Origin of the sequence: Pontibacter virosus, assembly GCF_003096355.1 — a bacterium.
GTDB lineage: Bacteria > Bacteroidota > Bacteroidia > Cytophagales > Hymenobacteraceae > Pontibacter > Pontibacter virosus.
Map to the genome: position 1 here is coordinate 82,732 of NZ_QEKI01000001.1, position 18,820 is coordinate 101,551.

The following is an 18,820-nucleotide window of genomic DNA, read 5'->3' on the forward strand; positions in this document are numbered from 1 at the left end:
ACAGTATACTTTGTCTTAAACTTGTAAAGAATGAGGGCACCATTACAGCTTCTAACGTTTGTCTTGTTTCTGATTTTAAATACCTCCTGTAGCAAAACAGAACAAGAAACGACAAACACCCTGCTCCTGGCAGGTCGTCAGCCACAGATCGCAGTAGATACAAAAGGGAATACCAGGGTAGTGTATGGCTTGGAAGACAGAATTTATTGCGTCACGTCCAAAGATAACGGACAAACCTTCTCAGAACCTCTACTGGTGGGGCAGCTGAAGGGCTTGTACCTGGGCATGTCCATGGGGCCTCAGATTGCCAGCTCCATGAATTACTCGGTGGTAACCGCCATAGATAAGCAGGGTAATATCCATACCTACAGTCTGGACCATGATACAAATAAGTGGATAAAGGCAGCTGGTGTGAATGACATACCGGGCTCAGTGCCAGAAGGCCTGATGAGTATCGCCTCCGATGAACAAGACACCTTCTATGCTGTGTGGCTGGATGTAAGAAACACCAAACAAAACAAGATCGTGTTTGCCTCCACTACAGGAAACGCCGCCGCATGGTCAGAAAACAAGATAGTATACGTATCGCCAGACAGCACCGTGTGCGAATGCTGTAAGCCAAGTATAGATGTGGAAGGCAAACAGGTAATCCTGATGTTCAGAAACTGGGTAGATGGCTCCAGAGATTTTTACCTGACCAAATCAACTGACAACGGACAACACTTTTCTCAGCCACAGAAACTAGGGAATGGCACCTGGGAACTGGAAGGATGTCCCATGGACGGCGGGGGCATTGTACTGGATAGTAAGAATACGATTCACACTTCCTGGCAACGGGAAGGGAATATCTTCTATGCAAAGCCTGGCCAACAGGAAGTGCAAATTGGCAGAGGCCGGAACTGCCGCATCAGCGGAAAAACAAATCCGGTTATTGCCTGGAAAGATGGTTCAGATCTAAAACTAAAATTCCTGAATGCAGATACGGAAACTGTGGTAGGGAAAGGCAGCTATATTGAAACTGCTGAAATGCCGGATAAAAAAACGCTTTGTGTCTGGGAAGATGAAAACAAGATCCATTTCAGGAAAATATAACAGTAAAAACTTAACAGGTCTAAACTATTCTTTGGTTGTAAAATAGTCCACCTTATTATCAAACGAAGCCGCCCCTCGGTAAAGAGGCGGCTTCGTTTTTATACATGCATCACCAAGAATAAGATCCGGCCATGGATACAGTATAAGATTTACCTCATTCTGGTTAGGATTGCCTTCATTTCTGCTATTTCTTTTTCCTGAGATTCTATGATCTGCTCCGTTAGCCTCTTCACTTCGGGATCTTTTATGTTTGCTTCCTGGCTTACCAGAATGGCTGAAGAGTGATGCGGAATCATGGATTTTAGAAACTGTTTATCATCCACTAAGGCCTGTTTCCTTAGCATGAACAGTGAGCCGGCAAAAGCTACTACACCAACAGCTACAATGATACTTCAGCTTCTTATTTGTATACATTCCCGACATAAACCCTAACATAACAAGCGCCATAGGCGCCACCATCAATAGGGCCATGTACAGCCTGTTCAGGTTCAGGTACACATGATCAAACTTATCGGCATTCAAATACATCACCCCGTACATGATCACAAACGATACGGCTAGCATCAACAAAAACTTCATATAATTTCCCTTTTCCATTTTTTTTAACTGTTAAAGTATAATTGTTTGCCTATAAGTCTTTTCAAGTAAGCAACGTTGCTTCTTGTTCAGGTATATCCATATGGCTATACTCAGGTTCATCTATAAATTCATAAAGCCACTCCAACAGCTGTCGGAGTGGCTTTATGAATAAAAATATGCTTCTTGGCTACACCTAAATAGCAACGGGTACTGTTACTTTCAACTTGTCCCAGCTTATGTTAATGGCTCCTTTGCTATCAGCCTCTGACACGATCTGGTAACGAAGTCGCTCCTGTGGCTGCGCTGCTGCTTCAGGTTTTACGGTAACGCGCAATACGTCTTCCTTCTCCGTGTAATCGTCGGTCAGGTGCTGCTCCCAGTTTTTGTTGATGATGATAGTCCACTCCTCCTTTCCAGGAATGGTGAACAAGGCATACTTGCCTGCTGGCAGTAGCTTTTCTTCTATGGTGATATCTTTATCCGTTGTCAGGCTGGTGGCTGAGTGCGCTCCTGTCACCCATACCTGGTCGTAAGCTACCAGGCCGCCCCAGATGTTGCGTCCGCGCACGGCTGGTGAATGGTAATTGATGGTCAGGTGCGCATTGCCTACCATACCATGGGCTTCTGCTTTCAGACTGCCTCTTAATGTATCAGGTTCCGGTTGATCCTGTATAATGACAGCGCCTTCGCTCATTTTAGGGGTATGATTGGCGTGCTGTGTTTCTTCTGCTGGTACTTCCAGTTCTTTAGCGGTTTGATTGCAATAGGACAGGGAGGCGCAAAATATAAGAGCAAAAAAGCTGTTTGTAATTTTGGGGTTCATGGTGTAAGGGTTGTAGTATGGGTATTAAACCGGCTTTGACAAGGTAAGCAATACCTATTGTTTGATGTAAATGAAGGCTAAAACTACAAATTTTATACTCCGGATGAAACGGCATTTAACTAAAGAGCCCGGCTGACGTTTCCAGTAGCCGGGCTTGTAAATCTTAAGTCAGATCATGCTGACTTACTACATGTTATGGTGCTTGGTCGGTATACCGTGCTCATTTAAGAATGCGGCTAGCTCCATTATTTCCTGCGCTTGCTCTTCAATGATCATTTCAGCCTCCTCCAAGGCCATTTCATCATCCCCCCACTTCAATTCTGTGTTTGACATGGCAAGGGCTCCTTCGTGATGACAGATCATCAGCTGGGCAAAATCAACATCCGGATCAGGTGTGTCCATTACAGAACGCATGCAGTGCATCATAGCCATCATGTCCTCTCGCATCTCCATCATAAACATCTTGCACTCCTCCTTCGAGAGTGGTTCCGCCCCTGGATGCGATGCCAGCAATGCTTCAAGACGTACTTTACTTTCCATGTTGCCTATCTTCGTTTTCTCGGCCAGTTCCAGTGCCTCGGGCTCATGCCCATACTGGAGTTCCAGGTCGGCCATTTTAATACCCATTTCGTGGTGCATGATCATCATGTTGGCAAAATCAATGTCGGGGTCGCAGGTCATCTCCATCTGGTTCATCATCTTCATCATGGAGTTGATGATCTGCTGCATTTCCTTGTCAAATGCTTTGTCGCCCCCCAGTAAGGACCTTTCGTCGCTTTCTCTGCGCTGGTACTTAACGGGCTAACAACATCTTGGTCATTTTCGCAGCTGCTGAACACAAAGACGGCAATTAGCATAAGAGCAAAGCTTCTGATACTGATAAAATTTTTTTCATAGATTATGTGGTTAAAAAATGTGACCAAAATTCACTTACTAAGCCTCTTAATTTTATGGGGACTTCTATCGGTGCACTGTAATTCACGTCCACGCCAAAAAACACCCTGACCGCTCTAGCAGGTATAGAACAATCAGGGTGTTTCTTAGGTCTTGCATTTGACCAACTTGTAATAACAACTACGCCTGCTGGCAAGCCTGCTCGCAACGACGGCAAGCCTCAGCGCACATACGGCAGTGCTCCATGTGCGAATGCTTTTCACATTCCGCACCGCACTCGCGACACACTCTGGCGCACAGGTCCAGCACGTCTCGCTTCATAGTCGAATCACGGGATACATAATCCAGCGCCATTTTACAGATAGCGGCACAGTCCAGATCGAGGCGGATACAGCGCTCCATCATTTTCACATCGTCTTCCTGCAGACAGGAGACAGCACAGTAGTTACAGGCTGCGGCACATTCTGCCAACACTGAAACTAGTTCTCTATTCATCGTTATGTTCATAGTTTGTTTTGTTTGGTTATAAGTCCTTAGTTATACCCATCCCTTACCGTGATAGTTTTATACATTCCCAGCTGATTTTTATATAATTATGAATACCCCTTGTTGGTTGCCTGAGCAATACAGTGTTTTAATAATTATATTTATAGGGTATATTTGCAGGAATATACTAATGCTTGGGCTGCAGGGCGCCATTGTTAGGAAGAGTCTAATGCTCAAGGCTTCTACTCCATTACTGGAACTGCTTCACAAAAACTTTTAATGCGGGGCTCTTAAGTTAGAATGCGCAAAATATTGGCCTTGCCAATATGGGTATATACCTCACATGCCTCTCCGGTATATTCAGTTGTCGCGACAATCATAGAAAATTTTCCAGGACTATGGACCTACACTACAAGTTAAAGGCATAAACACCTCGTGACGATAATAGAGGATTAAAGGCCAATCTCAATTACGCTGTATGTAAATTGGGCTGCTACCATGAAGATGATCTCTTCCTTACATAAAAATGTAAGGAAATAAAAAAAGTCACCTGACGACCTTACTCAAAAGAAGCTGATCCTAAAGCTAGATTACCTGAAATTGAACTAGACTCCTACTCATTATGAGACTTAATGTACCTAAATTTAGAGTATTTGAACCGCCTTTGCCCTGTACTCTACAATAGTAGTCAGCTTATTGTCAAGGCCAGTCAAATACATGACAACCTTCCCTCCAATATTCATCGCTATCTATTATTATAGGCGCATAGTGTATTATGGTCCCTTGTTTATTTCCACAGCAGAATCGTATTAACTATTAATTAAACCTCACTCGCTAATCATATTAAATGCTGTTAACCGTGCAGCGTACTGCTTCTTCACGTCGTTTTCAAAGCTATCCAAGTAGCTTTCGGTCGTCTTCAGGTTAGAGTGCCCAAGGGATTCAGATATAAGCTCTATCGGTGCCCCTGCTCGCTTGAGGACTGTAGAGAAGGAATGCCGGGCCGTGTACGTGCTTATATTCTTTTCAATGCCAACCGCGGAGGCAACACGCTTGATGTACTTGTTTATAGTCTTGGTGGCATGCTGAATCTTTGCCCGTTCTCTTTCCGCAGACAACCCTGGTTCAAGCAAGGGGAACACATAATCTTCACTGTAAGCGGGTTTATTACCCCATCTCTCGATGATCTCATCAATTTCCTGCGTCCGCATGGCCGTAATGACCTTGATATTCTGGCGGCTGGTCCGCTCCGTCTTGGCCCTGACAAAGGTGATCCTCTCCTGGTCAAGCTGCTTGTACTTCAGACGGGCGATGTCCTTCACGTTTATCCCGTTGCACAGGTAGGAGAAGATCCACAGGTCCCGCGCACGCCCTTCGTTCTCGGTGGCAGGCTTATAGGAGAATATCTTTTCAATGTCTGCCAGCGTCAGGGCTTTCTTCACATTCCGGCCGGAGGGTATCTGGTACTTTCTCTTGCCGAACGGGTAGAGGTCGGCGTTCACCTCCCCTGCCGCGATGGCGTTGTTGTAGATGGCGCGAAGCGCCCGCAGGTAGATGCCTATGGTGGTGATCGAGTGGCCGTGCTGAAGCATCCATTTCTCGTACCCCATCAGGAAATCAACAGTTATAGCGGCATAAGCCAGAGGCTTGCGTTTCTTCAGCAGGTTTTCCCTCTTCTCGGTTGCTTTAGCTCTAGATAAGCCCTTATTTCTGGTAAGGGGTTCTTTCTGAATAAAGGATAGCAAGGAGAGGCTGGCGCTCTCGTAGCTGCTGGCCGTGCCTACCCTGCCTTCCTCAACCAGTCTTGTGACTTGCTGCTCAAATGCTGTAAAGACATCGTTCTTAACTGCAGTGTTCAGGTACTTCTTCTCGAACTGCTCAAAAGTGAAGGTTTCAAGGTTACGGATGATGCCTATAGCCTTCTGCTCTATTGCCTGAAAAGCTATCTGAAGCTCTTTGTACTTTCCTTTCGGCTTTTCCGCTTGAACCTTAAAGAATTCTGCCTCGCTCAAAGAGTAGCTCGTATTATAGTATTTGCGCTGTCTTTGGAAGGTGAGCCTCAACCTTACCGGGAATGAGCCATCTTTCAGAGCCCTTCTGGTATCCAGCATGACGGAAGTAAGTACGGGTATCATGTGTGTGCAAATTATTTCCTGTACACACAATTTGCACACAAACCGTCAAAAAGTCAAGTAATATTACTAAACAAGGAGAAACAAAAATTGCTTAATTTGGCTAAAAAGACGGTTTTTACTAATATATAATACTAGCAATAAAGGCTATCGTCATGACTACGAATCAGAAGGTTAGGGGTTCGACTCCCTTCGCGACCACTTAAAAAAAGCCACTTACGAGTAAAATCGTAAAGTGGCTTTTTTGTTTGCATACAATTTGCATTTTTTAGCCGCTTCTTCATTCAAGGAAATACCGCCTTTGCGTGTCTTTAGTCTGGCCTGATACTCACCTTAATGTCTTTTCGAAGTTCAACCTGGCTGTAAAACAATAGAGTGGTTTTTGCTTTGCAGTATTAATAGCCAAGTCGCTTTGTATTAATATCTGTTTAAGAATTGTCAAATCAATGATGTTGGTATGAGGAGTTTGTCATTCCTTGTTCGCGAACTTGCTTATGTTAACAGTAACTGTTTGGCCGGCCACAACGGGGATTGTCCGTATTTCTCCGTTGTAGGAGATAATGCATTCCCCTGTGCTATCTGCTTTGATGATAGCCCTCTTCAGCCTTCCCTCTTTCCATATCACGTCTACCGTGTAGCCTCCTCTGGCACGCAACCCCTTTACCTCTCCCGTCAACCACACCGATGGCAAAGCAGGCAACAGCTCCAGAAAGCCGGCATGTGACTGCAGCAGCATCTCGGCCACTCCTGCGGTAGCTCCCATGTTGCCATCCAACTGAAAGGGCGGGTGCGCGTCCAGCAGATTGGCATAAGAGCCGGAGCCATTGGTGAAGGACTCTGCATTCGATTTTCCTCCAGCTGGCTTTAGCACCATCCTGTAAAGTTTGTGCGCCCGGTCCCCGTCCCGCAAACGTGACCAGAAATTAATTTTCCAGGCCAGTGACCAGCCGGTGCCCTCATCGCCACGAGCCTCAAGACTCACCTGCGCCGCTCTGGCCAGTTCGGGTGTTTCGTGAGGAGAAATTTGACTGCCCGGATGCAGGGCAAACAGGTGAGAAACGTGTCGGTGCCTGCTCTCAGGGTCATCCACGTCTTCTTTCCACTCTTGCAGCTGTCCCCAGCGCCCAATTTGCGGCGGCATGATCTTATCACGAACCTGCCGGGCTTCTGACGCAAAAGCTTCGTCAATCCCCAATACTTCGGCGGCCTTAATACAATTGTTTAGCACGTCCCAGGCAAGCTGGTGGTCCATGGAGCTGCCTCCCGATATGCCACCATGCTCTGGTGAGTACGAGGGAGAGGACACCAGAAAGCCGCTGCTGTCGGGTGTAAGATAGTCCATCCAGAACAGGGCGGCCTCTCTCATGACAGGGTAAGCCTGTAGCGAGAGGTAGCTCTTATCTTGCGAAAAGGCATAATGCTCCCAGAGGTGTTGTGCCAGCCACGCTGCTCCCCCCGGAAAGAAGCCCCAGGGCACCTCCCAGCCGGGCGCTGTATAGCCGTAGGCATTGTTCATGGTATTCACTATCCAGCCACGGGCGTTGAAAAACTCCTTTGCGCTCTGTCTGCCGGGTGCTACCAAAGCGGAAGTATAATCCAATAAGGGCGTATGGCACTCGGACAGATTTGTTACCTCTGCAGGCCAGTAAAGCATTTGCAGGTTGATGTTGGTGTGGTAGTCTGCGGCCCAGGGTGGGCTAGTGCTATTGTTCCATTTGCCCTGCAGGTGCATGGGCAAAGTGCCGGGCCGCGAAGCCGAGATCATCAGGTAGCGGCCATATTGGAAGTAAAGCACCTCCAGCCCCTGGTCCTCTGCGCCCGAGAAGTAATTATGCTGCCGCATGTTGGTTGGCAGGTTGTGTAAGCTGTTCCCAGACAGCTTTAGTGTTACGCGGTTGAATAGTGCAGTATAGTCCCGGGTATGTTCTTTCAGAAGCTTGTTCAAGTTCAGGGGTTTAACCGCTTCAAGGCGCTGGGCGACAATCGCTTTGTAATCATTGCCCCTGTATGTGGGGTAATCCCAAAGATAATCGGTGGCGGCAGTATGCACCAGCTGCACATACGTGGCACCGCTGACCTGCATGGTTCCCCCGCTATACCTGAGTTGGCCATCAGTGCTGATGCGGTAGGCCATTTCAAACTCCTGCCCATTGTCGCTGACATGCCCTCCAAACGAATACACCCCGTTTTCAAAGCGCTCGTAATCTTTTGCGTGAGGCGTTTTGTAGACAATGGTATAATTTTCGGGACGGCTCGAGCTAAAGCTATAGACCATAACCCCTTTGGGGTAATTGCCAAAGTAGAGACGCTTATATTTTGTGCTACCAATCTGATAGCTTACGCTCCCGGTGCCATTGTTTAAGTTTAATTCGCGGCGGTAGTTTTGCGGGGTTACTTCTCCGTGCCCAAGCGCGACATACAGGTCACCCATGGTTTGCTGCGCACCGTAGTCACCCCAATCGGTACTGTTTTCCAGTTTTGCAGGCGCTTTGCCCGTCAGGTGACGCTGCACCAGCCTGTCAGCCTCCCTGAGCTTCCCTTCGCTAATCAACTGCCTGATTTGGGGCAGGTACTGCCAGGCGCCTGCTTTGTTTCCGTAGGTATAGGCCGGAGTTGAATGCGGACCGCCTGACCACAGCGAACCCTCCGAGAACTGCAGCTGCTCCTCCCCCACACCACCGAAAAACATCACGCCCATGTAGCCGTTGCCGATCGGCAGCGCCTCCCGCATCCAGTCAGTTGCCGGCTTGTCATACCACAGGGCCAGCGCCTGGTCCTGTGCTTTTGCGGGCAGCAGCTGTACCAGGAGAAAAAATACCAGGAGAGGATACTTCTTCAGAATCGGGATCGGGCATAACATATCAGTGCGGTGGTTATAGATGGGAATCAGGTATAGGAAAGCCTGGCGCTATGCTCTCTCTCGCAAAATCATTATTGGATACGGAATAAGGGGTGTTCAGACGGGCTGCGCATCCGGTCCATCAACTGCTCCAGCTCCTCCACTTTCGCGGGATCCTCGGCAACCAGATCATTTTTCTCACCGGGGTCTTTGTCAAGCCGGTAAAGCTCTGTGCGTTCAGGCTTCCCTTTCCTGTAAAACCGGATGGCCTTCCAATCCCCTTTTCTGACCGCCTGTTTGAACCCTCCTTCGCCGAACTCCCAGTACAGGGCCTCATGCTGCTCCTGCCCATCCTGGCTGAGCAGGTCGGGTCTGAAGGACAGCCCGTCTATACCTGCAGGTGTGTCAGCTTCGGCCAAAACTGCAAAGGTGGGCAGGATGTCCCAGAAGGCACCGATATGGTTGCTTGTTGTGCCAGGCTTTATCTGCCCTTTCCAATAGGCGATGAACGGCACCCGAATGCCACCCTCATAGAGGTCTCGTTTCACCCCGCGCAATGTTCCACTGCTCTGGTGCACCTCCAGGGCATCGGCAAGTTTTCTGCCGCCCTCTAGGTGCGTGCCATTGTCGCTGGCAAAGATCACAAGGGTGTTTTCAGCCAGCCCCTGCTCCTCCAGTTTTCGCATAATCTGCCCCACATAGTCGTCTATCGCTGTTACCATGCCTGCGTAGGCTGCTTTCGGGTAGGGCTGCGGACGGTACCAGCTGCCATCTGGCTGTGCAGTCTCAGGGGCAAAAATGCTTTCGCCCTCCTCGGTAAGGTATGGCTGCATGTACTTGTCCTGCACTTTCAGATCAGCGTGCGGCAGGGTATAGGACACGTAGAGGAAGAACGGATTCTGCCTTTGATTCTGAATAAAAGACAAGGCTTCCTGTGTAAAGATGTCGTTCAAGAAACTGCCTTGCGGCACCGGCATTCTGGTGCTTTCGCCGTTGGCCAGCCGCCACAAAGAGTCACCCTGTTGCCTGTGCCCTTCCAGATGGTGCAGGTGCCCGGTAAAGAAGTCCCACCCCTGTCTTTCAGGAATACCGGTGGTGCCTTGCAGCCCCAGCCCCCATTTGCCCACCATACCGGTGGTATAGCCGTTCTGCTGCAAGAGCTTCGCCAGCGAGGTATCAGTGGCGCGCATCGGTACTTCGCCATTGCCCCTGATGTAGGTATGGCCCGTGTGCTGACCGGTCATCAGGGCAGCTCTGGAAGGAGCGCAAACTGTGGAACCTGCGTAGAACTGCGTATAGCGCCTCCCCTGCCCTGCCATTGCAGTAAGGTGGGGCGTCTGGATTTTGGTCTGCCCGTATGGCGCAATGTCCCCGTAGCCCAGGTCATCGGCCAGGATAAAGACAATGTTCGGTTTAGCAGCGACTGCATTCCCTTTCTGCTCCCCATCTGTCGCCTTACAGGAGAAGGTGAGGAACAGTAGAAGAAGCATGGTATTCCGTTTCAGTTTCATGGGATAAGGAGACAGAGGTTGAAGAAAAGCTACAGCATGTTGAGCGCAGTAGCTACGGGTAAAATCTTTGAGCAGGTTGGGAGGCTCGCCCAATGATACTGAAATATAGGAAGACTGGGAAAGAGAATAAAATCAGAAAGCAACACAAACGTTTGCACTAAATTATTCTTTAGAAACCATCCCGTTTTTTTATACTTTCATCTGCCAGACAGGAAAAATGATCGCTACAGCTACCTGTTTTCTAATTTTAAACACGACAATTTCCTTCGCATTATTTTAAGAAAGTGCTCTACGCACCCTGAACACCATGCATAAAACCATCGCCCTCATTTACACCCTGCTTCTTGTTTTTTCGGCTCAGGCCCAGCAACTTCCCAGCGAGCTGCTCACACCCCAGGTAGTGGAACTCAATCGCATGCCCATGCGGGCAGTGTCGTTCGCCTACGAAAACAGGGCCCTGGCCGAGCAGCAGCAAAAAGAGAAGTCGCAGTACTTTCTCTCGCTGAACGGCACCTGGAAGTTCAACTGGGTGCAGGACCCGAGAAAGCGCCCGACAGACTTCTACAAAACTGACTTTAACGACACAGGTTGGGACAACTTTAAGGTGCCGGCCAACTGGGAAGTGAACGGCTACGGACTGCCGATCTATGTAAACCACCCCTACGAGTTTACCGGTCACGCCAAGAAAGGCGCCAAACTCAACCCGCCACACGACATTCCGGAGGACAACAACCCGGTGGGTTCTTACCGCAAAAAATTCACCCTGCCTGAGAGCTGGGACGGGCGTCAGGTGTTCATCCACCTGGGCGCGGTAAAGTCTGCCTTCTATATATGGGTGAACGGGGAGAAAGTTGGCTACAACGAGGACAGCAAACTGGCCGCAGAATTTGATATAACACCTTACGTGAAACCGGGCGAGAACCTGGTGGCGCTGCAGGTATACCGCTGGAGCACTGGCAGCTACCTGGAGGCACAGGACATGTGGCGTATCTCGGGCATTGAGCGGGATGTATACCTCTACTCCACGCCCAAGCTCGACATCCGTGACTTTAAGGTAATGGCCACGCTGGACGAGAGTTACACCAACGGTGTGTTTGACCTGACTGCTGAGATCAGCAGCTACAAGATCGACCAGAAAACACTGCACAGCAGGCCCGACACATTCGCCATCGAGATTGAACTGGTAGATGCCGCCGGCAAAACCGTTTTCACCGACAAGACGCAGGACGTGCAACGTGTGCTGGGCAATTACAAAAAGGAGGTGAAGTTCCAGAAGTCCGTCCCGAACGTGAGAACCTGGTCGGCTGAGATACCCTACCTCTATACCCTGTACATCGCCCTGAAAGACAAAGACGGCAAGACGCTGGAAGTGGTGCCGCAACGTGTCGGCTTCCGCTCGGTAGAGATAAACGACAAGAATTTCCTGGTGAACGGCAAGCGGGTGTTTCTGAAAGGAGTGAACCGCCATGAGCACAACGCCACCAAGGGCCACGTGCTGAGCAAGGAAGACATGCGCAAGGATATGGAGATGATGAAGAAGCTGAACGTGAACGCCGTGCGCCACTCCCACTACCCGCCTGACCCCTACTGGCTGGAGCTTTGCGACGAGTATGGCCTGTATGTGGTGGAGGAGGCCAACATTGAGTCGCATGGCCGGGGCTACGACCTGGCCTATACCTTCGGCAACGACAAAGTATGGCGCAACCCACACTTCGACCGCATCCAGCGCATGTATGAGCGCAGCAAAAACTATACATCGGTCGTGACTTGGTCGCTGGGCAACGAGGCTGGTAACGGCACTAACTTCTACGAAGCGTACGACTGGATGAAAACCCAGGACTTCCGCCCGGTGCAGTATGAGCGGGCCGAATGGGACTACAACACCGACATCATCGTACCGCAGTACCCGCACCCTAACTGGCTGAAAAAATATGCAGCGGGCAACCCGGACCGTCCTCTGATTATGAGCGAGTACGCCCACATCATGGGTAACAGCCTGGGCAACTTCCAGGAGTACTGGGATGTGATCGAGACGCAGCCATACCTGCAGGGCGGCTTCATCTGGGAATGGATCGACCAGGCCATCGACACGGTGAAAAACGGCAAGCGCATCATGGCATACGGAGGCGACTTCCCACTGGAAGGACCTGTTGACCACAACATCAGCGACAACAACTTCAACATCAAGGGAGTGGTAACAGCGTACCGCGGTCTGACACCTATGGCCATTGAGGTAAAGAAGGTATACCAGCACATCAAGAGCAGGTATAGCGGCAACAACAACCTGGAGGTGCGCAATGGCTACTTCTTCCGCGACCTGGCCAACTACCAGCTGAACTGGGAAGTACTGGAAAACGGCAAAGTGGTAGAGAAAGGAATTATAAAAGATCTGAACGTGGCGCCACAGCAAAGTATAGCAGTGACCTTACCGATCAAAAAGCAACAAAAAGCGGGCAACGAGTATTTCCTGAACGTGCGCTATACCCTGAAGGAGGCAGAGCCTTTCCTGGCAAAAGGCTACGAGATCGCCAACGAGCAGTTTGCACTGAGTCCGGCAATACAGCCAACCACCGTGGCCGCCGGCGGAAAAGGCTCCCTGAAAGTAAGTGATAACGGAGACAAACTGGTGCTGACCGGCAAGGACTTTACCGTGAGCTTTGACAAGAAGAACGGCATCCTGAGCGGCTATACCCTGAAAGGTGAAATGATGCTGCAGCAGGGCCCTAAACCGAGCTTCTGGCGTGCCCCAACCGACAACGACATCGGGGCAGGCTACAACAAGTCGAAACGCATGTGGCGCGAGGCTTACGACTCTGGCAAACTGACCAATGCCAGGCATAGCCAGACAGCCAACGGCTACGAGGTGAGGTTTGAGAAGGAGCTGGTGAACGGCGACGCTGCCACCTCGCAGGTGTTCACGGTATACAACGACGGCACATTGAAGGTAGACAACAGCATCAAGCCGATCAAAGGTGACCACAAGATACTGTTGCGCGTGGGCAATGACCTGCAACTAAGCAAGTCGCTGGACAACATCGCGTATTATGGCCGTGGTCCCTGGGAAAACTACTGGGACCGCAAGACTGCTTCTTTTATAGGCCTTTACAAGCAGAAGCTGGATGAGCAGTACTTCCCGTACGCCCGTCCGCAGGAAAGCGGCAACAAGTCGGATGTGCGCTGGGTAAACCTGACCAACAGAAAAGGCAAGGGCCTGCGCTTTGAGTTTGCCGACAGCCTGCTAAGCTTCGCTGCCCTGCCTTACAGCCTGGACGACCTGGATCCGGAGCAGGACAAAAAGCAGTACCATTCTGGCGAGCTCGAAGAGCGCGACCGTATTTACCTGCACGTAGACCTGCAGCAAACCGGCATGCAAGGTATGGACAGCTGGGGCAGTCAGCCACTGGAGCAGTACCGTATACCTTACAAAGAGCAGCAGTACAGTTACTGGATCAGGCCGCTCAGATAAGCTCTGAATTGCCTCCAAACAACAAGAGCCGAAGCATGGGACCATGCTTCGGCTCTTGTTGTTTGGAGACCACCTTTTGCCAATACAGCAACCAGATTCAAACGTTTGCGCATGGATTGCACGCAATAAAGTTGTAAGTTCGACTTATCAGCGTCCAGCAAAAAATTCCCGTATGAAGTACCTCTCTTTACCAATACTTACCGTTATAGCAGCGCTATCCTGCTGCACCCAGAAGAACGACGACATTTCCTCAGACGCCAAGAACACTGCAAGGCAAAGCGAAGAACTGGCTTCCTGCTGCACATCAGCTATTCCTTCCCGGTTTGCCGCCACCGATACACAGGCTACAGTGCAGCCATCGGAAAACCTGCAACACGAGGGCATGGTTTGGATAGAGGGCGGAACCTTTATGATGGGGGCGAGCGATCAGCAAGCCCGGCCGGACGAGCTGCCGAAACACAAGGTAACTGTAGATGGCTTTTGGATGGACGCGACAGAGGTAACGAACGCCGAATTTGCCAGATTTGTAGAGGCTACCGGCTATGTGACCACCGCTGAGAAAAAGCCTGACTGGGCGGAGCTAAAAAAACAATTGCCACCTGGCACCCCAAAACCGGACGAGAGTGTACTTGTACCTGCCTCACTGGTATTTCAGCCTCCCGCAGGCCGGGTCAATATACAGGACTTTACCAGTTGGTGGACCTGGAAAGAAGGCGCTAACTGGCGACAGCCTCAAGGCCCTGGCAGCAGCATAGCGGGGAAAGAGGATCACCCGGTGGTGCATATTTCCTGGTACGATGCACAAGCGTATTGTACGTGGGCAGGCAAAAGGCTGCCTACGGAAGCGGAGTGGGAATGGGCCGCACGAGGCGGGCTGGAAGACAAAACCTATCCTTGGGGCAATGAACCCATCAACTCCAGCAAAGCCAACACCTGGCAGGGAAGTTTCCCGACACGAAACACCGAACAGGACGGCTTTTACCGTACCGCCCCGGTCAGGTCTTTTGCTCCGAATGGCTACGGCTTGTATGATATGGCTGGCAATGTGTGGGAATGGTGCTCCGACTTCTACCACAACCGCTACTATAGCATGAGCCATGCTGCTGGGGGTATCAGGAATCCTGCCGGACCAACAGTAAGCCACGATCCGGATGAGCCTCTTGCAAAGAAAAGGGTGATCAGGGGCGGTTCATTCCTCTGCAATGACAGTTACTGCTCTGGTTTCAGGGTATCGAGCAAAATGAAAAGCACCGAAGATAGCGGCATGGAGCACGTGGGATTCAGGTGCTTGAAAAATGAATAAAAAAATTGCCTCTGCAAATGCAGAGGCAATTACTTACCTAAATCAATCTACTATAATCTATTTACAACGCGCTTACTTACTTCAAATATACTAAATGTGTTCGAACACACAAGAAAATTCATCTTTTTTTCTATTTTTGGTATCATAAACCCCTGCACGGTTTGTAATCTTTTAAATATCTGTACATTATCTGTCTTTCTATAAGACATCAATGCTGCTGCCATATGACAGGAAAGCCGATCACCATCAAGGAAATTGCAAAGATCTTAAACATATCCCCATCCACTGTTTCCAGGGCGCTGCATGGCCATCCTAGTATAGGTATAGCTACTAGCCAACGCGTTAAACAGCTGGCAAAGGAATTAAACTACGAGCGAAACCAAACCGCTGTCTTCTTTCAGCAGGGCAAAACCTACACCATAGGGGTTATACTTCCTGAACTTTCAGAAGCTTTCTTCTCCTCAGCCATCAGTGCCATTGAGGACACCGCCTACAAAAGGAATTACACGGTACTTTTGGCACAATCGCATGATGATGAGCAAAAAGAAAGGCAGCTGGTAGAAAAAATGAAGCATCACCGGGTTGACGGCCTGCTGGTCTCCGTGGCCAAAACTACCTCGTCCTTTGAGCATTTCAGCAGTCTCAGCCAATATAATATACCTGTTGTGTTCTTTGACCGCATTCCACACTTGACCGACATCCACTCCGTTTCCTGTACCATGACCACCGGAACCGTGGACGCTGTCACCTATCTTCTCAAAAGGGGGCATCGGGCCATTGGCATGATCAATGGCCCTGAAACGCTCTATGCCAGCACTGAGAGGAGGGAAGGTTACATCAAAGCCATACTGAAAAACAGACTGAAGTTTGACCCTACTCTGGTCGTTAACTGCGATTTAACAGAGGCAGGCTCTCAGGCGGCACTGGAGAAGCTATTGGCCAACAAGCGTAAGGTAACGGCCATCGTCACCTTCAACGACTACGTATGGCTCTATACTTTAAAACACGCCAGGCGCCTTAGAAGTAGTGCCGAAGAAGAGCTAGAGTTTGTAAGCTATGCCAATCTTCCCATGCTGGAATACATGAACCACATGCCGCTGGCTTCTGTCGAGCAGTTTCCTTACGAGCAGGGACAGAAAGCCACTGAGATACTCCTGGACATTTTAAATTCAAGAGACCTGAAAGGCCAGGACAAACAGGCATATTATAAAGTCACAGTAGATTCGCAGCTGATAGAAAATCACCCGAGCTGTAGCAACAGCCATTAAGTGAGGCCGGTTTGGCTGCCCCTACCCCTATACATGTTGGGCTCAGCTGGACGCATACCCCCTCTGATGGTGTATGATTCCGTCGCTTCAAGCAACGCACAAACCTGGAGCATAGTCTCATAAAAGCTTGCGTGTTCGTAAACATTAATACGCTGTTTTCTTGTTTCATAATTTTCATGTCTCTATTTTTAACAACCATTGCCTGCTTTCTGCTTCACTTAACATTGTTTTACAGGGACACATACGTGTTTAACCATCGAAAAACATGTAAAGCTACCTGTGGCAGAAGCTCCACAGCAATTGTGACCATTTTTGATATAAGACGCCATCAGTATCAATATTTAAAGTATGCATAAAAACCCGACCCTTTTGGTCCTGGCAGCAGGCATGGCCACACGCTATGGCAGCCTGAAACAGCTGGATGGCTTTGGCCCTAATGGCGAAACAATTATTGAGTACTCTGTCCACGACGCGGTAAAAGCTGGTTTTGGCAAAGTTGTTTTCGTGGTGCGGGAGGAGATCCTGGCGGACTTTACAGCGGCCATGCAGGGCCGGCTGCCTGACTCTGTGGAAGTTGACTATGTAGCGCAGGAACTGGATATGCTTCCTGCAGGGTATAAAGTACCGGCAGGAAGAACAAAGCCCTGGGGAACAGGGCATGCGGTATGGGTGGCCTCAGCCAAAATAAACGAGCCTTTTGCGGTTATCAATGCCGACGACTTTTACGGGTATGCATCCTTCAAACTGGCAGCTGATTTTTTAAAGTCCAGCTCCGATGACAGTGAATCCGGCCTGGTAGGCTTCGAACTGGCCAATACCCTCTCTGAGCACGGCAGTGTATCCCGCGGTATCTGCGCATTCGACGAGGCACAAACCCTCCTTTCGTTAACAGAACTTACCAAAATTGTGCGTACCGACAGCGGTGACATTCTGGTACAGGATGAAGAGGTGCAGCACACCCACCTCGATGGTAAGGAGGTTGTATCCATGAACCTGATGGCCTTTAAACCAACCGTATTTCCCTACTTTGAGAAGTACCTGAAGGAGTTTCTGTCCAGAAATCAACACGAATTGAAGGCTGAGTTTTATCTGCCAACTGTGGTGAATGAAATGATAGCGGCCGGAGAGACCAGCGTGAAGGTGATGCAGACCCCAGAAAAATGGTTTGGCGTGACATATCCAGAAGACAAAGCAACTGCCATACAACGTATTGATGACCTGATAAAGGGAAATAGTTACCCCAAAAACTTACAAAGCCTGACTGGTCCGGAAGACATTGAAACGACTGCCCACAAGGCGCAGGATATCCAGGAGATTGTCTCGCACTTTGCCATTCAGGGCCATACCGCAGGGGGAACACCATATGGTTCCGGCCACATACATGATACTTACTATATAAAGAACCTGCAGGCGGACTGCCCCGATTACCTGTTGCAGCGCATCAACCACCAGGTTTTCAAAAACGTGCCCCTGCTGATGGAGAATATTGAGCAGGTCACGGCGCACCTTCGCTCCAAGCTGGAAAATATACCCGGAGCTGAACCGGATAAGGAAGTCCTGACTTTAGTGCCAACGCGACACCAGGCCAGCTATTACCAGGACGAAGCGGGCAACTTCTGGCGGCTATACCTGCTGCTGCAAGGCACACGGAGTTACGACCTGGTAGAAAGCCCGCAACAGGCCTATGAAGGCGGAAAAGCCTTTGGCAGATTTCAGGCGCTTCTGGCAGACATGGATGCCTCGCTGCTGCACGAGTCTATACCTGATTTCCATAACGTAGAACACCGCCTGAGGCAATTTACACAGGCGATAAAGCACAACCAGAAGGATAGGGTGAAGCACGTGCAGCCTGAAATAGACTTTGTGATGCAACGCGCTCAACTTATGTCCACGATCTGCCGCTTGGGCCGTGAAGGGAAACTACCGCTCCGGATCACGCACAACGACACAAAGTTCAACAACGTGCTACTCGACAGCCAGGATAAGGCGCAATGCGTGATTGACCTGGACACTGTGATGCCGGGATATGTGGCCTACGACTACGGTGATGCCATTCGCACCACAGCCGCTACCGCAGCCGAAGATGAGAAAGACCTAAGTAAAATAGATATTGACCTGAACTTGTTCAGAGGTTTCACCCAGGGATTTCTGGAAGAGACTTGCGCCTCGCTGACAGATGAGGAGATCGGTTCCCTGTCACTTGGGATTACCCTGCTGCCCTTTATCATGGGACTCCGCTTCCTGACCGATTACATAGACGGCGACCATTACTACAAGATTCATTTCCCGGAGCATAACCTGCAGCGGGCACAGGCCCAGTTCCGGCTGGTAGAAGTGCTTGAAGACAAGCTCGAGTTGCTGCAGGGCATTATCGAAGAGATATCGGCAGCCTGCCATCAAGCTACTACAAAGCAAACAAAATAAAAC

12 protein-coding genes are annotated in these 18,820 nt (G+C 49.8%); 5 read left to right on the plus strand and 7 right to left on the minus strand.

Features of this window, described 5'->3' with window-relative positions; translation table 11 throughout:
- The first annotated feature begins 63 nt into the window (after nucleotides 1-63).
- Nucleotides 64-1,092 (plus strand): hypothetical protein, encoded by a 1,029-nt coding sequence (locus C8E01_RS00335; RefSeq protein WP_243409355.1) that lies wholly within the window; start codon nucleotides 64-66, stop codon nucleotides 1,090-1,092.
- 149 nt (nucleotides 1,093-1,241) lie between these two features.
- On the opposite strand, the gene C8E01_RS22085 is transcribed toward C8E01_RS00335, so the two are convergent.
- From C8E01_RS22085 to C8E01_RS00370, 7 genes are all read right to left on the minus strand, one after another.
- Nucleotides 1,242-1,436 carry a DUF305 domain-containing protein gene (locus tag C8E01_RS22085; RefSeq protein WP_317046886.1) on the minus strand — a complete coding sequence of 65 codons (195 nt, stop codon included), beginning with the start codon at nucleotides 1,434-1,436 and terminating at the stop codon, nucleotides 1,242-1,244.
- A 428-nt stretch (nucleotides 1,437-1,864) separates the two neighbouring features.
- Nucleotides 1,865-2,494 carry a DUF2911 domain-containing protein gene (locus C8E01_RS00345; RefSeq protein WP_116541394.1) on the minus strand — a complete coding sequence of 210 codons (630 nt, stop codon included), beginning with the start codon at nucleotides 2,492-2,494 and terminating at the stop codon, nucleotides 1,865-1,867.
- 186 nt (nucleotides 2,495-2,680) lie between these two features.
- Entirely contained in the window at nucleotides 2,681-3,253 is a 573-nt protein-coding gene (locus C8E01_RS00350) for a DUF305 domain-containing protein (protein ID WP_366915786.1), read from the minus strand.
- A 315-nt stretch (nucleotides 3,254-3,568) separates the two neighbouring features.
- Entirely contained in the window at nucleotides 3,569-3,883 is a 315-nt protein-coding gene (locus tag C8E01_RS00355) for a four-helix bundle copper-binding protein (protein ID WP_229733913.1), read from the minus strand.
- 818 nt (nucleotides 3,884-4,701) lie between these two features.
- Entirely contained in the window at nucleotides 4,702-6,009 is a 1,308-nt protein-coding gene (locus C8E01_RS00360; protein ID WP_116541397.1) for a site-specific integrase, read from the minus strand.
- A 466-nt stretch (nucleotides 6,010-6,475) separates the two neighbouring features.
- Nucleotides 6,476-8,866, minus strand: a complete 2,391-nt coding sequence (locus tag C8E01_RS00365) for a glycoside hydrolase family 95 protein (protein WP_116541398.1) — start codon at nucleotides 8,864-8,866, stop codon at nucleotides 6,476-6,478.
- A gap of 71 nt (nucleotides 8,867-8,937) precedes the next feature.
- Entirely contained in the window at nucleotides 8,938-10,335 is a 1,398-nt protein-coding gene (locus tag C8E01_RS00370; protein WP_207774843.1) for an arylsulfatase, read from the minus strand.
- 328 nt (nucleotides 10,336-10,663) lie between these two features.
- Between C8E01_RS00370 and C8E01_RS00375 the strand changes: the two genes are divergently transcribed.
- The 4 genes from C8E01_RS00375 to C8E01_RS21815 all read left to right on the plus strand — a co-directional run bounded on the left by C8E01_RS00375 (nucleotide 10,664) and on the right by C8E01_RS21815 (nucleotide 18,817).
- Nucleotides 10,664-13,822 (plus strand): glycoside hydrolase family 2 TIM barrel-domain containing protein, encoded by a 3,159-nt coding sequence (locus C8E01_RS00375; RefSeq protein ID WP_116541400.1) that lies wholly within the window; start codon nucleotides 10,664-10,666, stop codon nucleotides 13,820-13,822.
- A 172-nt stretch (nucleotides 13,823-13,994) separates the two neighbouring features.
- Complete coding sequence (locus C8E01_RS00380) at nucleotides 13,995-15,125, plus strand: formylglycine-generating enzyme family protein (protein WP_116541401.1); 1,131 nt, start codon at nucleotides 13,995-13,997, stop codon at nucleotides 15,123-15,125.
- A gap of 224 nt (nucleotides 15,126-15,349) precedes the next feature.
- Nucleotides 15,350-16,393: a LacI family DNA-binding transcriptional regulator gene (locus C8E01_RS00385; RefSeq protein ID WP_116541402.1), complete on the plus strand. Its 1,044-nt coding sequence runs from the start codon at nucleotides 15,350-15,352 to the stop codon at nucleotides 16,391-16,393.
- Between the two features lie 348 nt (nucleotides 16,394-16,741).
- Nucleotides 16,742-18,817 (plus strand): phosphotransferase, encoded by a 2,076-nt coding sequence (locus C8E01_RS21815; protein ID WP_207774844.1) that lies wholly within the window; start codon nucleotides 16,742-16,744, stop codon nucleotides 18,815-18,817.
- Nucleotides 18,818-18,820: the final 3 nt, after the last annotated feature.

Excerpts from the sequence above, each read along its gene's own strand:
- C8E01_RS22085 (WP_317046886.1), bottom strand. The coding sequence starts at position 1,436 with ATGCTAAGGAAACAGGCCTTAGTGGATGATAAACAGTTTCTAAAATCC.
- C8E01_RS00345 (WP_116541394.1), bottom strand. The coding sequence starts at position 2,494 with ATGAACCCCAAAATTACAAACAGCTTTTTTGCTCTTATATTTTGCGCC.
- C8E01_RS00355 (WP_229733913.1), bottom strand. The coding sequence starts at position 3,883 with ATGAATAGAGAACTAGTTTCAGTGTTGGCAGAATGTGCCGCAGCCTGT.
- C8E01_RS00360 (WP_116541397.1), bottom strand. The coding sequence starts at position 6,009 with ATGATACCCGTACTTACTTCCGTCATGCTGGATACCAGAAGGGCTCTG.
- C8E01_RS00365 (WP_116541398.1), bottom strand. The coding sequence starts at position 8,866 with ATGTTATGCCCGATCCCGATTCTGAAGAAGTATCCTCTCCTGGTATTT.
- C8E01_RS00370 (WP_207774843.1), bottom strand. The coding sequence starts at position 10,335 with ATGCTTCTTCTACTGTTCCTCACCTTCTCCTGTAAGGCGACAGATGGG.
- C8E01_RS00375 (WP_116541400.1), top strand. The coding sequence starts at position 10,664 with ATGCATAAAACCATCGCCCTCATTTACACCCTGCTTCTTGTTTTTTCG.
- C8E01_RS00380 (WP_116541401.1), top strand. The coding sequence starts at position 13,995 with ATGAAGTACCTCTCTTTACCAATACTTACCGTTATAGCAGCGCTATCC.
- C8E01_RS00385 (WP_116541402.1), top strand. The coding sequence starts at position 15,350 with ATGACAGGAAAGCCGATCACCATCAAGGAAATTGCAAAGATCTTAAAC.
- C8E01_RS21815 (WP_207774844.1), top strand. The coding sequence starts at position 16,742 with ATGCATAAAAACCCGACCCTTTTGGTCCTGGCAGCAGGCATGGCCACA.